9 protein-coding genes are annotated in these 19736 nt (G+C 43.0%); 6 read left to right on the top strand and 3 right to left on the bottom strand.

The genetic code is table 11. The features are described 5' to 3' along the window. Positions 1-265: 265 nt before the first annotated feature. From ACO1R6_RS03280 to ACO1R6_RS03260, 5 genes are all read left to right on the top strand, one after another. Entirely contained in the window at positions 266-2719 is a 2454-nt protein-coding gene (locus ACO1R6_RS03280) for a T9SS type A sorting domain-containing protein (protein ID WP_486262149.1), read from the top strand. 834 nt (positions 2720-3553) lie between these two features. After that, entirely contained in the window at positions 3554-4654 is a 1101-nt protein-coding gene (locus ACO1R6_RS03275; RefSeq protein ID WP_486262148.1) for a T9SS type A sorting domain-containing protein, read from the top strand. A 430-nt stretch (positions 4655-5084) separates the two neighbouring features. Beyond that, positions 5085-5234, top strand: a complete 150-nt coding sequence (locus ACO1R6_RS03270; RefSeq protein ID WP_486262147.1) for a hypothetical protein — start codon at positions 5085-5087, stop codon at positions 5232-5234. 64 nt (positions 5235-5298) lie between these two features. Then, positions 5299-7518: a T9SS type A sorting domain-containing protein gene (locus ACO1R6_RS03265; RefSeq protein ID WP_486262145.1), complete on the top strand. Its 2220-nt coding sequence runs from the start codon at positions 5299-5301 to the stop codon at positions 7516-7518. A gap of 369 nt (positions 7519-7887) precedes the next feature. Beyond that, positions 7888-13041: an Ig-like domain-containing protein gene (locus ACO1R6_RS03260; protein WP_486262144.1), complete on the top strand. Its 5154-nt coding sequence runs from the start codon at positions 7888-7890 to the stop codon at positions 13039-13041. A gap of 173 nt (positions 13042-13214) precedes the next feature. On the opposite strand, the gene ACO1R6_RS03255 is transcribed toward ACO1R6_RS03260, so the two are convergent. Next, positions 13215-14663, bottom strand: a complete 1449-nt coding sequence (locus ACO1R6_RS03255) for a phytoene desaturase family protein (protein WP_486262142.1) — start codon at positions 14661-14663, stop codon at positions 13215-13217. A gap of 331 nt (positions 14664-14994) precedes the next feature. Between ACO1R6_RS03255 and ACO1R6_RS03250 the strand changes: the two genes are divergently transcribed. Beyond that, a complete protein-coding gene (locus ACO1R6_RS03250; RefSeq protein ID WP_486262141.1) occupies positions 14995-15627 on the top strand; it encodes a hypothetical protein in 633 nt (210 codons plus the stop codon). A 195-nt stretch (positions 15628-15822) separates the two neighbouring features. On the opposite strand, the gene ACO1R6_RS03245 is transcribed toward ACO1R6_RS03250, so the two are convergent. Both ACO1R6_RS03245 and ACO1R6_RS03240 read right to left on the bottom strand, forming a co-directional pair. Further along, positions 15823-18750: an outer membrane beta-barrel protein gene (locus ACO1R6_RS03245; protein ID WP_486262139.1), complete on the bottom strand. Its 2928-nt coding sequence runs from the start codon at positions 18748-18750 to the stop codon at positions 15823-15825. Positions 18751-19178: 428 nt separating this feature from the next. Then, positions 19179-19736 (bottom strand): ATP-binding cassette domain-containing protein (locus ACO1R6_RS03240; protein ID WP_486262138.1); only part of this gene is annotated, 558 nt, incomplete at its 5' end.

Genomic DNA, 19736 nt, shown 5'->3' with positions numbered 1-19736 from the left:
TCAATATTTTCTAGTTTAAAGCTTATCAAAATAATTAATTTCTATATAAAGTAAATCTAGCATTATATTTTAAAATAGGAATATTAAATATTTTTATTTAACATTTCCAAAACAATTCCAAATTTTAGAATTTATTTCTACTTTTGGGAAACAAATGCAGTTTAAAACGTGCAAAACTTTAATTTTAAAGCTATATAGCCCAATTTAAGTATTTTGGCATCTTTTTAGATTGTAGCAGAGCAAAAGGAAACTAATTATTGTTTAAATGAAATACTCTTACCAAACCTCCCAACTTTTAGCGAAGAGATTCTCTTCGGTTTTAAGCCAGTATCTGGCGCTTCTTGTGTTGGCTTTATTGCCCTTAGTTACATCGGCCCAGGTTAATCTGAACAACACTCCCTATGAACAGAATTTTAATTCCCTTACTAACTCAGGGAACCAATTCTGGACCAACAATCAGACTTTACCTGGCTGGTACGTACAACAAGATGCTAGAACCTTTAATTTTCTTGTACCAGGTAACGGTAGTAGCTTCAACAACGACCTCTTAAGTTTTGGTGATGGCAATTCGCCAGATCGTAGCTTGGGAGGTATATCTTCGGTAGCTACCGGCAAATACGTTTATGGCTTGCGCCTAAAAAATAATACCGGCCGCTCTGTAAACACCATAAACGTTAAGTTCGATTTGGTACAATACTATAACAATCCGGGCAATAGCGAACGGTTTGGTATATCTTATAAGACCACTGATATTGCCTCTACTGTAAATGGCCAATTGCATACTTCTGCTGGTTGGCAAGTTGTTAACAGCAAATTAAAAACTCCTTCTAAAGGCAGGCCCGGCGCAAGACCCACTGGCGACAGAGGTACTTATTCTTTAGATATTACCGGTATTAACTTAGCAGCCGGCCAGGAAATTATTATCCGGTTCGAAGATGCTATGAATACTAAAAACAAAGGCTATAACGCCATTGGTTTAGACAATGTAGCTATTACCGCTAACCCGGGCTCTAGTGCCTTCACAGAGTACCATTATGTAAATAGTAATGGTAAAAACAGTAATGACCTTAGAGAGACTAGTAATTGGGAAGATAAATTTGGTAATTCACCGAGCAATTTTACTGACGATTTTCAACTATTTTATATTGATGTACCACAAGATACTCGTCCTGGGAATCGTCCTAATACCCAAACCCCAACTTTAGGCAATAATCAAACTTGGACTGTGAGTGGTTCTGGTTCTAAAGTTATACTGGGCAATGGAACCGGTAACTTTTCCTTGACTATAGCTCCCAGTGCTACTTTTAATGCAACTATTGATTTAGCGAGTAAGTCTGCTTTATATATCAATAACCCTAACAACAATAACCCCAATAATTTTGTTGCTGGTGCACCCCAAATTGATATCGATTTAGTTGCAGAAAATACTACTGTAAAGTATGGTGGCACTGTCCCACAATATATTTCAGAGGCTAATTACTATGATTTAGATGTATCAAGTTCATCACCTACAACTTATAAAGTTTTATTTGGTGGCACTTCCGTAAGGAATAAGCTGACATTAAATGCTACAAACCTTTTGCTAAACGAATCTGATTTAATTGTAGCCGATATTATGGAAGATGGAAATATGAAAGCCGGTCAGATTAGTCGTTCTAGCGGCTTGATCTTCACTAATGGCACAGGCTCTTTGCAACAATATGTTCCAACTGGCAGCACAGTTGTTTTTCCAATAGGAACTTCTATAGGTGACGCTATCAACAACCCGCCTAGTTACACTCCGGCTACCATAGTACAAAATGGAACTTCGGACTTATTGAGTGTAAGGGTTTTAGACGGTTATTTTGAAAACTACAATAGTGAAACATATGAACCAACTGGTACTAGAGTAAACCAAGGAGTAGTAAATCGTTCTTGGGTAGTAGAAGAAGCAATATTAGGTGGTTCTAATATTAATTTGAGTCTACTGTGGTCTAAGACCAATATCAGTAACCCTTTCCTAAGAGATGAAACAGCCCCTTTCCTTTTTAATGAAAGTTTTTTAAACTACTTTACTGGTTCAGATTGGCTAGATATTTTAAATTCAGGTAATAATCGTCAAGAATTTGCTACTACTCGCCAAATAACCGGTACAGGGCTTGTTAATTTAGGTGTTTTTAGCATAGGTGATATTACCCGTGGTAATACACCTCTTCCAGTAGAGTTACTTAGCTTTAAAGCTACCCGCGTAAATAGTCAGGTAAACGTAACCTGGGCTACTGCTACTGAGAAAAACAACGATTATTTTACCGTAGAGCAAAGCGCCGATGGCTATGTATTTACCGAAGTAGCCAAAGTAAAAGGTGCTGGTAACAGCATTCATAAACTAGATTACAGCTATTTGCACAGAAACGCGCCTAGCCGTTTGGTTTATTACCGCCTGAAACAAACTGACTTCGACGGTACGGTATCTTACTCTAAAATGGTAGCGGTAGATGGTAAAGGCGCCGTGGCAGTTGTAAGCGCTTCTCCTAACCCAAGCACCGGACGCTTTGTACTAGGTGGCATAGAAAACCTGGAAGAAGCCAGTGTACTAGACGCAACCGGCCGGGTAGTTAAAACCCTGAATACTTTAAACGAAGACAACTCTTTTGATTTAACCGATCAGCGGGCGGGCATTTACTTCCTGCGCCTTACTACCGGTAAAGAAGTTAAAACCTTACGTTTAATTAAAAAATAAATTAGCTTTCCTTTACAGAAAGTGCACCTGGTACGGGTGCACTTTCTTTTTTTATAGGGCATACGAAAACCTTTTTTATCCTTTAAAACCAGTCCCAGCGGCTTGCCCCGCCCATTTTTCTTCTACTTAACTTTATTTCCTCTCTTTTCAATATCCTCGATTTTATTTTTAACCCTACCAATAGTAAACTGCCTCTGCCCTGGCTCAAACCCGACAGATTTTAAACCTGCTACTTCTGTTAGTTAGTTTTAAGAGTGTGTTTAAATTTTTTCTAAACCATCCATTCCCTCCTGCCGGAGGAATCTAATCGGCAATTAACTGATTAAATTCCTCTGCAATGGCGGCAGCTAAGGGTAAGTGTTTGCTTAATTCCTTAATGGAATAAGGCTTAAAACAATATTTTATTCCAGTTTCTCAGTTTTAACATACTTTAATGTTTTCCTATAGCAGCAACTAAATACCAGGGGTATAAGCTTAACCTAATACACAACACCTATTTACTACATATTAAATAAATCCTACAACCCAGAATTTTAGTTTATACTTTTCTCATAAATCCCCATTTAAATAATTGCAACAGCAAATTCATTTTCCTACTTGAATAGATATTAAACCATTATTAAATATAGAATATTAAATATATTAAATATAAACATATTTAGGATTTTTTTACTATGTTTTTATCAATATTAGAATAATATAAAAAATTATTTGCTTGATAAATTTTATCTAATAGATTTGGTAATATTTTAATAGAAAATAGCCCGTATAAATTTTAACCGGGAAATTAACTAAAACCAATTGTTCTCCTATTAACCCTAAAGCTTGCCCTACATGAAAAAAACTCTACACACCATTCTTGTTCTTAGTACAATTTTATTAACCTACTTACCAGGCTTCTCCCAATCAGCTGATATTGGTTGCCGAAAGTATCCTACCAGTGCCAATTACACCGATTGTATATCGATGGTACCGGCACCAGAGTCGCGGATTGATAACGCCGATGGTACTACCACCATCACTTTTTTATTGTCTTTTGATTGCTCCGGCCTATCATCTATACGTCAAGTAGAATTTTCGACCTTAGGTCCGATTAAAAATGCCACAAGCAGCTATAGCTTCTTCACATTGCCACTTCTGCAATTCCCCGGCACGTCTAATCCTAACACCTGGAACTACGCCCCCGGTCAGCCAGGTAAAGTAATTTATAATTTTAGGGCCGGCTCTTTTAATAACAATGAAGCTCGGTTTACTTACACCCTTAACACAACCGATTTTGATAACCAGGCCAGCTTGAGCGTGCGGATTGTGGTAGGTGGCTTTACTATTTTTGATCCCGCCAAGGAGTACCGCATCAACTACGGACCTTTTGATTTATTAAACTGCGGCATTACCAATCCGGTAGTATTACCCGTAGAATTATTAAGCTTTACAGGCTCGGCTACTAAAAATGGGGTACAACTAGCCTGGAGTACGGCCACGGAAAAAGATAACGACTTCTTTACCATTGAGCAGAGCCAAGATGGCCAACTATTTAAGGAAGTAGCCCAGGTAAAAGGCGCCGGCAATAGCACCCAAAAATTACATTACAATTACGTTCATAAAAATGTAACCAGCAGTTTAACCTATTACCGCCTGAAGCAAACCGATTTAGATGGCACCGTATCTTATTCTAAAATAGTAGCGGTAGAAAATAAAAATTTAACTCCGGTTATAAGTGTTTACCCTAATCCGGGGTCTGGTAAGTTTAACCTGCAAAGCACCGACCAGATTATTGATGCCCAAATAGCTGATGCCACTGGCCGCACCGTTAAGAAGTTGAGCAATTTAAACCAAGACCACCAGATTGATTTAACTGATCAAAAGAACGGTCTATACTTTTTGCGCTTAACTACTGCTACCGAAGTTAAAACCTTACGCTTACTAAAAGAATAGCCTTCAGTTAAGTAAAAGAAAGTAGCCATCTTAATACGTACTACTTTCTTTTACTTAATTATTTACCGGCTAATTTATACACCGGCTAATTTTAAATGCACTAAGTTGCAGCCTTCTTACCGGGGCAATTTTATTCAATTAGACTAAATTATTTAAAATAATATCCCGTTCAGGTCCTACTCGTTTTTTCTTATTTTATTTTGATTATTTACTAATTAGTAACTTGCAATAATAAAAATTAAATAATTGATTGCACAGGTTCTCTTCATTTCCATAATCTGGATTATTAATCTAAATAGTGGAATTATATTTCTTAATACTATACAAAAAAATTTGTAAAAAGAGCTATAAACATATATTTTACCATATATTCAAAATTTGGCATTCTTTTAGATTATAAGAATACGGTATCCAAAAAATTATAGCTAAAATGAAAGCAGAAACAAAGGCTCCCGGTTTATTAACGCATGAACCAGATGCCCCAGAAAGTAAAAAGCCCGTGACCCGGCAGCAAAATATTCCGGTTTATATTTTATCGCTGCAAACGCCACTATATATTACTGCTTCCCGCAGAAAATAAGTAATACCCGACCTATACCAACCTAACCCTAATTAAAAACCCTAATATTTAATAAAGCTTTAACATGATTACAATTTTACTTAAGTCTTATAAAAACTTAACTTTTACCAAAAACTTTACTATTTGTTTGTTGCTGTTGCTTATAATAGCCGGTACAACCAATGTGGCACTAGCCCAAACAACACTCCCAGCAGAAACAGTGGTTTGTGAAGGCACTGCTAACGTTACCCTGGTAGCTACTGCCGAGCACCCCAAAAAAGATTTATTAGTACAATGGCAGCAAAAATTGCAAAATGGTACTTGGGCTGATATTTCAATTCCTGCTGGTAATACCTCCTCAACCTCAGAGAACGGTCAAAGGGTAACTACTACCAAGTTGGTGGTAACGAACTATACCCATGGCCAGGAATACCGGGTAGCCTTTGGCGTGAGTAATGCTGATCCAACCAGTACTTCTACAAAATATATTACTATTGTAGTTCCGTCGGCGGCTATAACTTTCCCCGGTTCCGATGTATATACCGGCGAGCCTGCGGTTTATTCTTTTGCCGGCCAAGCCTCAGCTAATGCTAAATTTGAATGGTCTTTTGCGCCCAACGCGAGTTTTGCCGCTGGTAGTAACGCTAATTCTGAGAACCCGGTAGTAATTTGGAGTACACCCGGCGAAAAAACCATTACATTGGTTGTAAATAATGGGAATGGTACTTGCATAGTAAGTACTTCTAAAACCGTAAAAATATACGGCGATTACACCTGGACCGGTACCGAAAGCGCCGATTGGTTTAATGCCAATAACTGGTCGGGTAAAGCAGTTCCGGGTAATAAAGACAACGCTGTTATTGTGGCCGCCCCTTTTATGCCCGAACTAAGTGCTAATACCACCCTCAAAAACTTAACCGTACAATCTGGCAACTTAAATCTGGGTACGGCTAGCTTAACTGTAACTGGCAATACAAACTTAAATGGCGGTTCTGTACTGGGCGGCACCTTGATACTACACGGCAACCTGGCTACAAACAGCGCCACTGCTTACGCTCTAAACCATGCTGTATTTGCCGGTGCCAACGAACAAACTATTACTAACTCAGGTGCCGCGGGTTTAACCTTTCGTAATTTAATCATCGCTAAAGAAGCTGCTCAGGTTAAATTAGAAACCGGCATTGTGGTAAACGGCACTTTAGACCTGCAAAACACCAACCGTCTGCAATTAGGTAACGCCGACTTGCAGATGGGGGCAGCCGGCCAAATTAATGCGGGTGCCAACGGTTATGTAGTAACCAATGGCTTAGGCACTTTACAAATGCTGGTTAATAACAATAATACCGAAGTTTTCTTTCCGGTAGGAAACCACTCGTACAACCCAGTTAAAATAAAACTAACCACTGCTAGCACTGCCGATATTTTTAAAGTACGTGTACAAGGTGGCTTGTTCGATTTGTATGGCACAAATAACATTGGGGTAGAACCACCGGTAGAAGACGGTATTAGCCGGACCTGGGTAATTGAAGAAGGCGTAAAAGGTGGTTCTGATGCGCAGGTTTCTTTACAATTCTCTTCCGATAAATACGACTGGATGCCTGCCTTTTCATTAGATAAAGCCGTATTTGCCCAATATATAGATAGCTGGTCTACGGCCCCAAATGGCAAACCATTGCCAGTGGTAAACAACAGCAACATGCTGCAGGTAAGCCAAAGCAATATTACTTCGTTCCGGTTGTTTGGTATTATAAACAACGATCACCAAGGCTTAACCACCTTACCGGTAGAATTGCTAAGCTTTAAAGCTACCCGGGTAAATGGCCCAGTAGAATTAAAGTGGAGCACGGCTATGGAGAAAAACAACGATTATTTTACCATTGAGCAAAGTCAGGACGGTAAAAGCTTTACAAAAGTAGCCCAGATAAAAGGTGCTGGCAACAGCAGCCGGAAATTAGATTACAGCTACAGCCATGCGTCTGCTCCGGCTCGCTTAACTTACTACCGCCTGAAACAAACCGATTTTGACGGCACCGTTTCTTATTCTAAAATAGTAGCGGTAAATTCTTTAGCGGGTGGCCTAGCGGTAAAAGCTTACCCTAACCCCAGCACCGGTATCTTTACCTTAACCGGCGTAGATAATATTACGGATGCTACCGTACTGGATGCTACCGGTAGAACTGTAAAAAAACTGACTGCCTTAACCAATAATGATACGGTTGATTTAACGGAACAGCAAGCTGGCGTTTACTTTTTACAATTACAAGCCGGCACTGAAGTAAAAACGGTACGCCTGATTAAAAAATAATTACCAATCTTTAATTTCCTGTTTTCTTTTATAAGCACCCTGGCTTTTGCTGGGGTGCTTATTTTTTATGTACCTCCGCAACACCAACTTTCCTACTCTGCTCCTTTAACCCAGTCAGGAGCAAACCACTACCGCCCACAACCGGGCTTTTAAACATTAATCAGAAAAGATAGTTATACCTGCGTAACTTAATATTTCCTTAACCTCCCTCTAAAATAAAAAGGTTATTTTTGTCTTATTTAGAATATTTATTATAATCTTTATATAAGAAGCGTAACTCCTATTTTATCCCCACCACAGAACTGGTTAGTTACCAATTACCCTGAACGCATTTACCTCCAAACCTTAAACTTTACTTTATTTAAACAAATGAACAAAAGACTACTTCTATTGCGTAAGGCTTGTTTGGCGGCAACGCTGCTGATTGGCTTAAGCCAAACAACCCACGCCCAAGTCTCGCTTACCGAAAATTTCGATTACCTGGCCGGTACCGATTTAACTAATAATGGCTGGCTAATAACTGGTAATAATACCACTCCAACCGTTAAAGTGGCCGATGCCGGTTTAATTTATTCCGGTTCGGTTGCATCTAACAAAGGCTTAGCCGCCAGTTTATCTCCATCCGGACAGGATGTAAACCGCAGTATAGGTACTACTTACAACACGGGCACGGTTTACACTTCGTTTTTAGTAAATATTAGCGCTGCCCAAACCACCGGCGATTATTTTTTCCATTTAGGACCTGGCACCATCGGTTCCAGTTTTTTTGGGCGGGTGTTTGTAAAGAGTGCTGCCGGTGGGGTGCAGTTTGGCCTATCCAAAGGTTCTTCGCCAGCGGCGGTATATGGTCCCACTAATTATGCGCTAAACATTACGCACCTGGTAGTTCTAAAATACACCTTTAATACCAGCAGTTCTACTGATGATATTGTCGAATTATTTATCAATCCGGTTATTGGAAGCTCCGAACCAACCGAAGCGACAATTACTGGTGCAGTTGGCGGTACCGATGCCACAAATATTGGCAGTGTAGCTTTGCGCCAGGGTTCGACTACCAGTGCGGCCACTTTAACCCTCGATGGCATACAGGTGGGGACTACCTGGGCTTCTGTAACATCGGCTTCGGGCAACCCCGACCCTACTCCTGTAGACAATACGCCACCCGCTTTAGCAACCTTAAACCCATTTACGCCCGCCGATAACGCGACTGGCGTGGCACAAAATACCAATTTAACCGTAGTTTTTAACGAGCCGGTAAAAGCCGGTACCGGCAATATTGTTTTAAATAATTTAACCAATGGCACCAGCCAGGTTTTAGCAGTTACCAACCCTAGCGCCGTAAATTTTAACGGGACCGCCGTTACGTTAAGCGGTGCTACTTTAAACCATGGAAACACCTATGCCGTGCAAATTCCGGCTGGTGCCATAACTGATGTAGCTGGCAACGCTTATGTAGGTTTTACCGATAACACCACCTGGAATTTTACTGTTGCCCCGGCCCCGGTGTCCGATAAGGGTACCTCCCTTACCGCTTTAGATGTAGCCTATACCCAAAACTTCGACGGCATGGGTACGGTTACCGGCACTACGGCCTTACCAACCAACTGGCTGGCAGTAAGGGCAGGTGGCTCCGGCACTTTAGGTCAGGAATTAAGCCCCACTACAAATAATGGCAGCGGCAGCTCCGGCGCGGTTTACAATGTGGGCTCCACCGGCAGTACCGACCGGGCTTTGGGCACCTTGGCTTCCGGCTCTACCGTACCGGCCTTTGGGGCTTTCTTTACCAACAATACCGGCAAAACTATTACGGCGGTAGATATTAATGGCTTTCTGGAACAATGGCGCTCCGGCTCCAATGAAACCTTAAACGAAGTAATAACTTTTGAATACAGTTTAAATGCCACTTCATTAACTACCGGCACCTGGACCAAACTCAGCAGCCTGGATTTAAATGAAATATTAACCAGTAGCACTGCCGCCGCCGCTGTAATTGGTAACGATAACCGGGCCGCTATTACCGGCACCATTACCAATATTGGCTGGCGCACAGGCGAAACCCTCTGGATTAAATGGACCGACAACGACGACACCGGCAGCGACGGCATGTATGCGCTGGATGATTTTTCGTTAACCCCCCGCGCCGCTATCGACCTTACGGCACCGGTTTTGGCTGCTACCAATCCGTTGTTGCCCCAAACCGGCGAACTTTTGGCCGACCACGAAGAAAACCTGGTAATCACCTTTTCGGAAATTGTGGAACTGGGTACCGGTCAGATAACCGTAAAAAATATTGCCGATAATACAGTACAGCAAATATCCCTGAGTGCGGTTACCCTCAACAGCAACCGGGCGAGTATCGCGGCTAATCTGTTGCCTGGCAAAAGCTACGAAGTAACAATTGCTGCCGGCGTTTTTGAAGACCTGGCCGGCAATATATTTGCCGGTATACCTGCCGGTGCCTGGACCTTTACCACCGCAGTACCCAACCCTTACGCCCAAAACTTTAACCGCTGCGAAATAAATTTACCAGGGGGCTGGCTTCAATACAGCACTAGCGGCGATACCGAATTCTGGGCCTGTACCACTTTTGGCCGCACCGGCAATGCTGTGCAAATGAATGGGTTTAATGCCGGTAATAAACAAAACGAAGATTGGCTTATTTCGCCGGCCTACGATTTATCCAGCGGTTTTACTTACCCAACTTTATCTTTCTGGTCGCGTACCCGCTTTGCCGGTGAGTCTTTAAAATTAATGATTTCTACCGATTACAGTGGTTCGGGCAATCCGGCTAACGCTACCTGGAAAGAAATAAACGGTCTTTTCCCGAACCTTAATTCTGACGTCTGGACCTTATCGGAGAACATTAATTTAACCAAGTTTAAAGCACCGGCCGTTTACATTGCCTTTGTGTATACCTCTACTACAACTTCTGCTTCGCGCTGGACCCTGGATGATGTAGCTATTACCAACGCCGCCACCGAACCAGTTACGCCAACTTTCTTTGTATCATCGCTAGATGCCATCAGCAATTTTGATTTTGGTTATGTTACCGGCCAATCGCCTACCGCCGCTAAATCCTTTAAATTTTATGCCTTGGATCTAAAAAGCGATTTAACCGTTACGGCACCGGCAGGTTTTCAAATATCAAAAGATAACCAAACCTTTGCCACCGCACTTACTTACACCCCCGCACAAGCTTTTGACTACAATACCATTTACGTACGGTTCATTAACCCAACGGCCGCCCCGGCCGCTTATGCTGGCCCAATTAAGTTCTCGAGCACCGATTTTAATTTACAAAGAGGATATTTAACGGCCACTACCTTAAACAAAGCCGCTACGTTAGATGTGGTAACCTGGAATATTGAATGGTTTGGCAACACCGGTTTAGGCCCGGCCAATGAAGCCCAACAACTGGAAAACGCGAAAAAAATAATATTGGCACAAGATGCCGAATTATACTGCGTAGAAGAAATTGCCAATGCTGCTGCTTTTCAGGAACTGGTAAAACAACTGCCGGGTTACCGCGGTTTCTTGTCGCCGTATGTGTCGGCACCGGCCAGCGACAATTCCCAACGTGTCGGGTTTATTTACAAAACCAGCGCCCTCGACTCAATAACTACCCGGGGTTTACTGCAAAGTCCGGCCAATCCCAGCAATTTTTGGGCAAGCGGCCGTTTGCCTTACCTGTTTGTGGCCGACGCTATGGTAGCCGGCGTTAAAAAACGCATACACTTTATCGCTATTCACGCCAAAGCGAACGAAAATAATTCGCCGGCCGATGCCCAAAGTGCCTACGACCGACGCATCAGCGATTTAAAAGTTTTAAAAGATTCGCTGGATTTGTATTACCCCGAAGCCAATATTATGATGCTGGGCGATTTTAACGACGATGTAGATTTTACCGTAGCCAATGTGCCCACTACTGCCTCTACCTACAAAATATTTGTAGACGATGCCGCCAATTACCGGGCAGTTACCAAAGATTTAAGCGATGCCGGCTTGCGCACCTACATTACTTTTGACAATGTAATTGACCACGTAATTATTTCAGACGAATTATTCCCGGATTATGTACCCAACTCTGCCAAAGTAATTATTCCGTTTGATTTAATTCCCGACTACGCCAGTACCACCTCCGACCACATGCCGGTAAGTACCCGCTTTGTGCTAACGCCCAATATCAGCTTTGCCAACACTACCGGTACTGTAACCGAAAATGCCGGCACGTACAACCTAAACCTGAAATTATCGAGCCCCAGCACTACAGCCCAAAATATTACCTTGGCGCTGCAACCAGGAACCGGCCTTACGCCTACCGATTATACCGTATCTGATTACACTGTTACGGTACCGGCGGGTGCTACTTCAGCTACTTTGCCCATTAATATTCTGAACGATACCCAGGTAGAGCTCGACGAAACCTTAACCTTTACCGTTACAAATGTTACCGGTAGCTTGGGCTACGCCACCAATAGTACCTTTACTTTAACTATTCAGGACGATGATCAATCTGTAGTTTCTTTTAGCGCGCCTACCGTACAACTCTCCGAAAGTGCCGGAACTTATACCGTTACCTTACAATTAGATCAGCCCACCGTAAGCGAACAAATCATAACGTTACAAGCCCAGGTTGGCGCCAGCTTGCAGTATGGCGCAACCGCCGATTATACTACTAACCCCGATTTGGTAAACCAACATATTGCGGTTACTGTGCCAGCTGGTGCAACTACAGCTACTTTTAACATTGTTATTCAGGACGATAAAGTAGTAGAACCTACCGAGGAGGCAAACTTTTTGCTTAGTGCCGTTAGTTCTAAATTAGCCATTGGCAGCCAGAACACCTTTGGGGTAAGTGTTACTGATAATGATGTCTCAGAACTGAATTTTACTACGCAGTTTGCCTCTATCTCCGAAAATGCCGGTTCTTACAAGGTTACTTTAACTTTAGATCAGGCCCCGGTAGTTAAACAATCGGTTACCATTAGCTTAACCAATAGTCATGGGGCTGTTTACGGCACCACGGCCGGCAGCTACGCCACGCAACCCGCCGCAGTAAACGGTGCGCTAACGCTAGACATTCCTGCCGGGGCCACTACGGTTTCGTTTGTGGTAGTACTAAATAGCAGCACTAAAAAAGAAGCCGATAAACTGATAAATTTTGCCCTTACTGCTACCAGTTCTGGCTTAGCTATAGGTACTATCTCTGGCTTTAGCTTAACCATTCTGGACGAAACCAATCCGGAAGTAAAAGGAATTGGCAGCGCTGCAGTACAAATTGCACCTAACCCATCTAACGGACCGGTTACCTTAATTTTTAAAGACAGTGCAGTCTACAATGCTTCTGATTTAACCTTAACCCTCTGGAATGCGCAAGGGCAATTGGTGGTTGCTGCCAACGGCAATGTACAAACCATTACCGCTTATTTAAACCAGGCTTTGGCCGTAGCCAGTAAAGGCATGTATATCCTGAAAGTAGCCCAGGGCAATACCTATTACAACACGCGTTTAATCCGGGATTAATTTTTATTACGGATAATTAAAAGTAAAAATCCTGCATCTTCGGAGGCAGGATTTTTTTTGCTTAATATTTTCTTTTCTGATTGTACCGACTAGTCTTAGTCAAAAATTCTTACTCCCGCCAGGCTAACCATACAGCATGGTAGCCGGGAAATTAGCCTTTAGTTTTCTGAATATTATAACTGTGGGGTGGGCTGGCGATTAAAAACATCTTTTAATGCGCGGCGGGCAGCATGGTAGCCGCACATACCGTGTACCCCACCGCCGGGTGGTGTGGCCGAAGAACAAATATAAATGCCCTTAGCCGATGTTTTATACGGTGAAAAGCGCAAAGCCGGCCGGGTAAAAAGCTGACTAATATCTATAGCACCGCCATTAATATCGCCACCAATATAATTAGGGTTATATGCCTGCATTTGGGCCGTATTCATTGTGTGGCGGCCAAGTATCAGGTCGCGGAAACCTGGGGCAAAGCGCTCTACCTGTTTTTCAATAACCGTGGTCATGTCGGTTTCGGAGCCGTGCGGCACGTGGCAATAAGCCCAAGCGGTATGCCGGCCGGCCGGTGCCCGGGAACTATCGAATAAGCTTTGCTGCGCCAGCAACACAAAGGGCTGCGCTGGGTGCTTTCCTCGCCAGGTTTGCCTTTCAGATGCGGCAATTTCTTCTAAGGTATTGCCCAAATGCACAGTACCGGCCTCCCGGCAGGCCGGTGCAGTAAAAGGTATCGGTTCAGATAAAGCCCAGTCTACCTTAAAAACGCCCATTCCGTATCGGTAACGCTGCAATTGCCACTTATAAACCGAAGAGAATTTGTGCCCCGCTATTTGTAACAGTTGCCGGGGCGTAACGTCCAGGAGCACGGCACGGGCAGAAGGTAATTGTTCTAAGTTTTTAACGTAAAAATCGGTTTCAATTTCTCCGCCTAAAGAAATAAAATAACTTGCTAAAGCCTGGGCAATGGCTTGGGAACCCCCTTTGGGTAAAGGCCACCCCCGTATGTGCCCCGTGGCCATTAACACCAACCCAATAGCCGAGGTTGTTGCAAAAGATAAAGGTAATTGCGCGTGGGCCGCCATACCGGCCCACAAGCCTCGGGCAGCCGTGGTTTTAAACCGAAGATTAGCCAGTAAGGTAGCCGGTTGCAAAGCCTGCAAGCCAAATTTAGCCATTGCGAACGGGTTTGCCGGTAAACGTAAAGGCCCCAAAAGAGCCGGTGCCAGCGCAGGCCAGTCATTTACCAGCGGCCGCATTAAATTTATATACGCCTGCGCATCTGCACCCAATAATTCGGCGGTACTGGTAAGCGATTTATGCAGTATGGCCGCCGTGCCATTATCAAAAGGATGCGCTGCCGCAACGGGCGGATAAATATATTCTAAGCCAAAATCCTGTAAAGGCAGCGTTTTAAAAAAAGGCGATTCAGCGGCCAGCGGATGAATAGCGGAACAGATATCGTGGTAAAAACCGGGTAAAGTTAGTTCGGCGGTGCGTAGCCCACCGCCAATGGTATTTTTAGCCTCCAAAAGCAAAACCGAAAGTCCGGCTTTTTGTAAGGTAATGGCCGCTGCTAATCCGTTAGGCCCACTTCCTACTACTACGGCATCATAATCTCGCTTTATCAAATTAAATCGGTTTAAGACAAGAGATTAAATAAATATTGGCTTACCAGAACAGACAACCAGGTATTATAACCGGGGCCACCGCTCTGTATACCGTAAAACAAATACATTGTTTTGAATATTGGAAACGAACAAAGTACGCCAAATTATTTACGTTAGCGGCCTTCATTTAAATACAGCCTTCAGGAAAATATTGGCACCCGTAAAATATTACTTAAAACGCTTTTTATTAAAATATTAGCTATCTAAAATTGGGCTTAATATTTAGCCAGACTGGTACTGAACATTTAACTTATTACTGCGTACCCAAAGCGTTACTAAAACCAGAAAAGCCATGTCGTTGAAGGATATTTTTAATAAAGTAAAGAAAGAAGTAGAAGTGCTGCAGGGCGAAGATTCTAAAGACAAGTACTTTGCCCAGGAAAATACATATGCCACCGAAGCCGAAGCAGCAGAAGCTTTTGCCCGTAGCAAACAAAAACTATTCTGGGTAAATAAATGGTCGGACTTGCCGGGAATTAATTCTACGTTTGAACTGCACGATAACCAAGGCAAAAAAAAGAATAACCAACTGCCCGAAGTTGGCTATTTTGTAAAAATTATTTTGCCCGGCATAGCCGTAGAAAACTGGGTACAAATAGCCGATATCCGCAACGAAGAAAACCTGGCCGAATTTACCGTACACCCCAGCCCGGCCCCGGCCAGCGAAACAAACCACCCGGACCAGGTAAAGCATTTTTTTAGCAAAGAAGCCAGCAGTACCTTTCGGGTAGAGCGCCGCGGCACCAGCCTTTTAGCCAGTGAAATTGGCAAAAACGAAACACCTAACAACCACGGCGAAGAATCTGGCGACCGGGCAGCCTTGAATACGTTAATTTCCAGTGGCGGCTGGGCCGGTTTCCAAAAACTACAATGGGAAAAACTTACCAGCTACCTGGTACACAAAACCGAAGCGAAAAAAGCTTAGTTTATCTCCAAATACCATTAACCTTAAATGGGCTTAGTAAACCGGTTACTTTTAACCAACGTGCAACCCGCGTTAATATTAGTATATGCAGCCGCTTGTAACTGCAGAACCCTAATTATAAATCAAACTTTTAGAATAAAAAAGGCAGCTGTAGGAGCTGCCTTTTTTATTAAACTTTATCAAATATTAATTGGGTTAAAATCCATTGCCGCCGCGCATCCGTTCACCGCCACCGCCATTCCAGCCGCCACCACCTTCACCCCGCCCGGGACCGCCTTCCCGGCCTGGGCCAAAGCGTCTTTCCCGGTCCATGCCATCTGGCGCATTGCTGCTGCCGTTACCAAACTTGCGGATGTTGTACGTAAATGTGAGCATATAATAACGTTGTAACACAACGCTTTGGGTTTCCTGCAAATAATTATTATTTACATTCTGCTGGAAGCCCTGGTTTTGGCGCAAAGCATCGTAAACCGATAACCGAATATCGGCGTTCTGCTTTTTAAACAGCTTTTTGCCAATGCTCATATTCCACATCAAATAATTTATATCGCTGACTCCCTGTACCACCGAGGTATTCAGGCGGTGGGTAAAATCGGTGTTAAAGACAATGCCTTTATAAATTACCCAGTTAAAACGAATGCGACTAAATTGGTTGTAATACGTGTTTTTCTGGCTCGAACTTAAAGTATTGTAGGCATAACTGTAATTACCCCGGGTAGAAATATTAAAGTCTAAATTCTGGCTAATATTACTCGATAAGGTAACACCGGCCCCATAATTCTGAGAATACGAGAAAGTATTAATTGATCGGATAGGCTCCCCTACATTAATCGGGGTGGTAATGCCCGGCGTACGGTTAATATTAGCAAAAAGATCGAAATTAAGATTTGACTTAATAAACTTTAAAGGCAGGCTATAGCTTACAAAAGAACGCAGACTATAATTGCCGTTCAGGTTTTCGGCCCGCGAAAGCGAAGCCCGGTTAATAAGCGTATCGGCAAAAAAATTATCGATGGTGAAAATAGTATCGTTGGTGTTATTTACAAACCGGTTATTCACAATTTGGTCTTGCGTAAGCGAAGCACTTATGTTGGCCACAAACGTTGTTGATTTTTCAGTGTTAGCGGCAGTGTAACGTAAGTTCAGGAAATTCTGATAAGACTGGTCTAGGTTAGGGTTGCCAATCCGTAAGGCCAAAGGGTTGGTTTTATCCAGTACATCTTGTAATTGATCCAGCCCTGGATTTTGGGTATTGCCATTGTAGTAAATACGCAGGTTCTTAGACCGGGTAAACCGGTACTGAAAACTGGCATAAGGAATAAACCGAACAAACGCCCTGGTCATCTGCCGCTCGGCAGGATATAAGCGTTGATTATCTAGCTCTGAATACTGGTAGGAGGCCCGGGCATTAAAATTTACTTTAGCGTTAAAGTAATTATAACCTAAACCCACCTGGTGCGAAAAACTGTTGTTATTAAATGTATTAGAAACGGAGCGATTTAAAGAAGTATAATCCTGATCGGCTTCTGAATAATCATAAGTCCGGGTATCTGAATCGTTTTGGTTGACATTGTAATTATAATTTAGGCTGATATTGCTGGTTTTGGTAAGAGGCTCAACATAAGACAAGCTGGTACCCACATTAAAGCCATTGCTTTCCCGATCCATAAAGCGGTCGGTATCTATAAAAGTTACCTCTCCTGTTCTAAAGTTATACGTTTCGCCATCCAGCGTAGTATAGGTATCGCTGTTGTTTTCATTTGCCGACAAGTTTACGCCCACCGAAGCACTCCGCCCCCGCTTGGCGAATTGGTGCCGGTAAATAACTTCGGTACCCAGGTTATAGCCTACTAAATCATTGCTGGAGTAATTATCTGATCTACTAACCGGGCTGGTTAAATAATTTATAGAATCTGAAGCATTAGAAAAGCCATTGTTTAACTGAAAACTTAACCGGGGCTGAACAAATAAAGTATTAGCCGAATCTATTTTATATTCAAAACGGGCATTCAGCCGGTGATTGGTATTGCTTCGTCCATATTCCTCGGTTTCAAATGCCTCGCTTTTCTTTTCTAATTCTGGTTGAAAATAGTTTAGATACGAGCTGGTGTACCCAATATTATCGGTGTAGTTACCAAAATAAGATGCACTTAAAGTAATTTTCTTGCCCCACTCTTCTGAATAATTTATACCGGCATTGTGGGTAGTGGTTATACCGCTCCCGCCAAAACCACTGCCACCCCGGTTGCCACGACCACCGCCAAAGCCGCCCCCCAGGAAATCCTCCATACCAAAACCTTGCTGATTTATATTGTTGGTACCACCCAATAAAGTTACCCGGCGGGTTGGTTTAAAAATATTAACGGTACCACCCGCCTGGTAGCGTTCATCGGTACCGGCCCCGGCCATTATCCGGCCAAATACCCCATTGCGCCGATCCGAACGGGTAACAATATTCATGGTCATGTTGCGGTTACCATCGTCTATACCAGATAAGCGCGACTGCTCGGATTGTTCTTCTACCAACTGAATTTTATCTACTACATCGGCCGGTAAATTTTTAAGCGTGGCCATGGCATCGTCGCCAAAAAACTCGCGGCCATCTACCCGTACCTTTTTAACATCCTGGCCACGGGCAGTTACTTTGCCGTCCTGAATTACCACGCCGGGCACTTTTTCTACCAACTCGTCAGAATTGGCATCGGCGTTTACTTTCATGGCTTTGGCATTAAATTCGGTCGTGTCGCCTTTTTGCACCGCTACAGGCACCTTCTCGGTTATTTGTACTTCTTTTAAAGTTGTAGCATTTACCTCTAAAGCCAAATTGCCCAGCGCTACTGGCTTATCGGCAACGGTTAACCGCCTTTGCAATGGCTGAAACCCCAGAAAAGTAGCTTTTACTAAATATTGTCCGGGCTTGGCCGGGAAAGAAAATACCCCGCTATTATCGGTAATGGCACCCACTTTAACGGAATCGGGCAAGTGAATAAGCGTAACAGAAGCCCCCGGTAATGCAGAATTATCTTTGGCGTCTATAACCTTGCCGCTCACGGGAAAAGTTTGGGCAAAGGCCGGCAAACTAAAGGTTACGCACAAAATGAATAGTAACGGTTTTAATTTCATGAATTGTAAATGTAACACCTGAAGAACTGGTGGTGGTGTTTAGATTGTGCGTACCCGAATAAGTTTAACCCCTGTGCAAAAAATTTTATTATTTTAAATATTTGCAAAATATCTAAACTTACTACCGTAGTAATTACAGATTAAAAAGCACTTTAGCTGATTCATTTAAAATCTTCATTTTTAATAGTGCTGCTTGGCTTTCTTACCCTCCACCCCAAATATTTACTACCCTACACCCTCTTATTTGTTAAAAGAAAGCTGCTAGCCCGGTTTAACTAATTTTAAGGGCTATGCTTGGCCTAAATATTTAATTTTTACTGGCAAAATATTTTTATCTGATAAAAAAGAGCAACGAAAAAGAGATCTACGTAAAGCTTTGGATCATAAAAAAAGGCAGCCCGCTGAGCTGCCTTTGTATTTTCTATTACTTAAACCAGTTTTTTGTAGCGGATGCGTTTGGGTTCTACATCGCCGAGACGCTTGCGTTTGGCCTCTTCGTAATCTGAGAAGTTGCCTTCGAACCACACCACCTGCGATTCGCCTTCAAACGCCAGAATGTGCGTAGCAATTCTATCTAAAAACCAGCGGTCGTGGGAAATAACCACAGCACAACCCGCAAAATTGTCTAAAGCATCTTCCAGTGCCCGGATGGCGTTTACATCCAGGTCGTTGGTAGGCTCATCGAGCAATAATAAGTTGGCCCCTTGTTTCAGGGTCATGGCCAGGTGTACGCGGTTGCGTTCGCCCCCCGATAAAACACCTACTTTTTTCTCCTGGTCGGAACCGCCAAAATTAAATTTGCTCACGTAAGCGCGGGAATTTATTTGCCGGTTGGCCAGCAACATGGTTTCGGTACCCCCCGTAATGATTTCGAATACCGATTTATTAGGATCTAAAGATTCGTGCTGCTGATCAACGTAAGCAATTTCTACGGTTGGCCCCACGCTAATAGTACCGGCATCGGGCTTTTCGCGACCAGTCAGTAA

The sequence above is a fragment of the Adhaeribacter sp. genome (assembly GCF_057359045.1).
The sequence above is the reverse complement of the archived record's forward strand: the minus strand, read 5'-3'. Positions and strand labels throughout refer to the sequence as shown.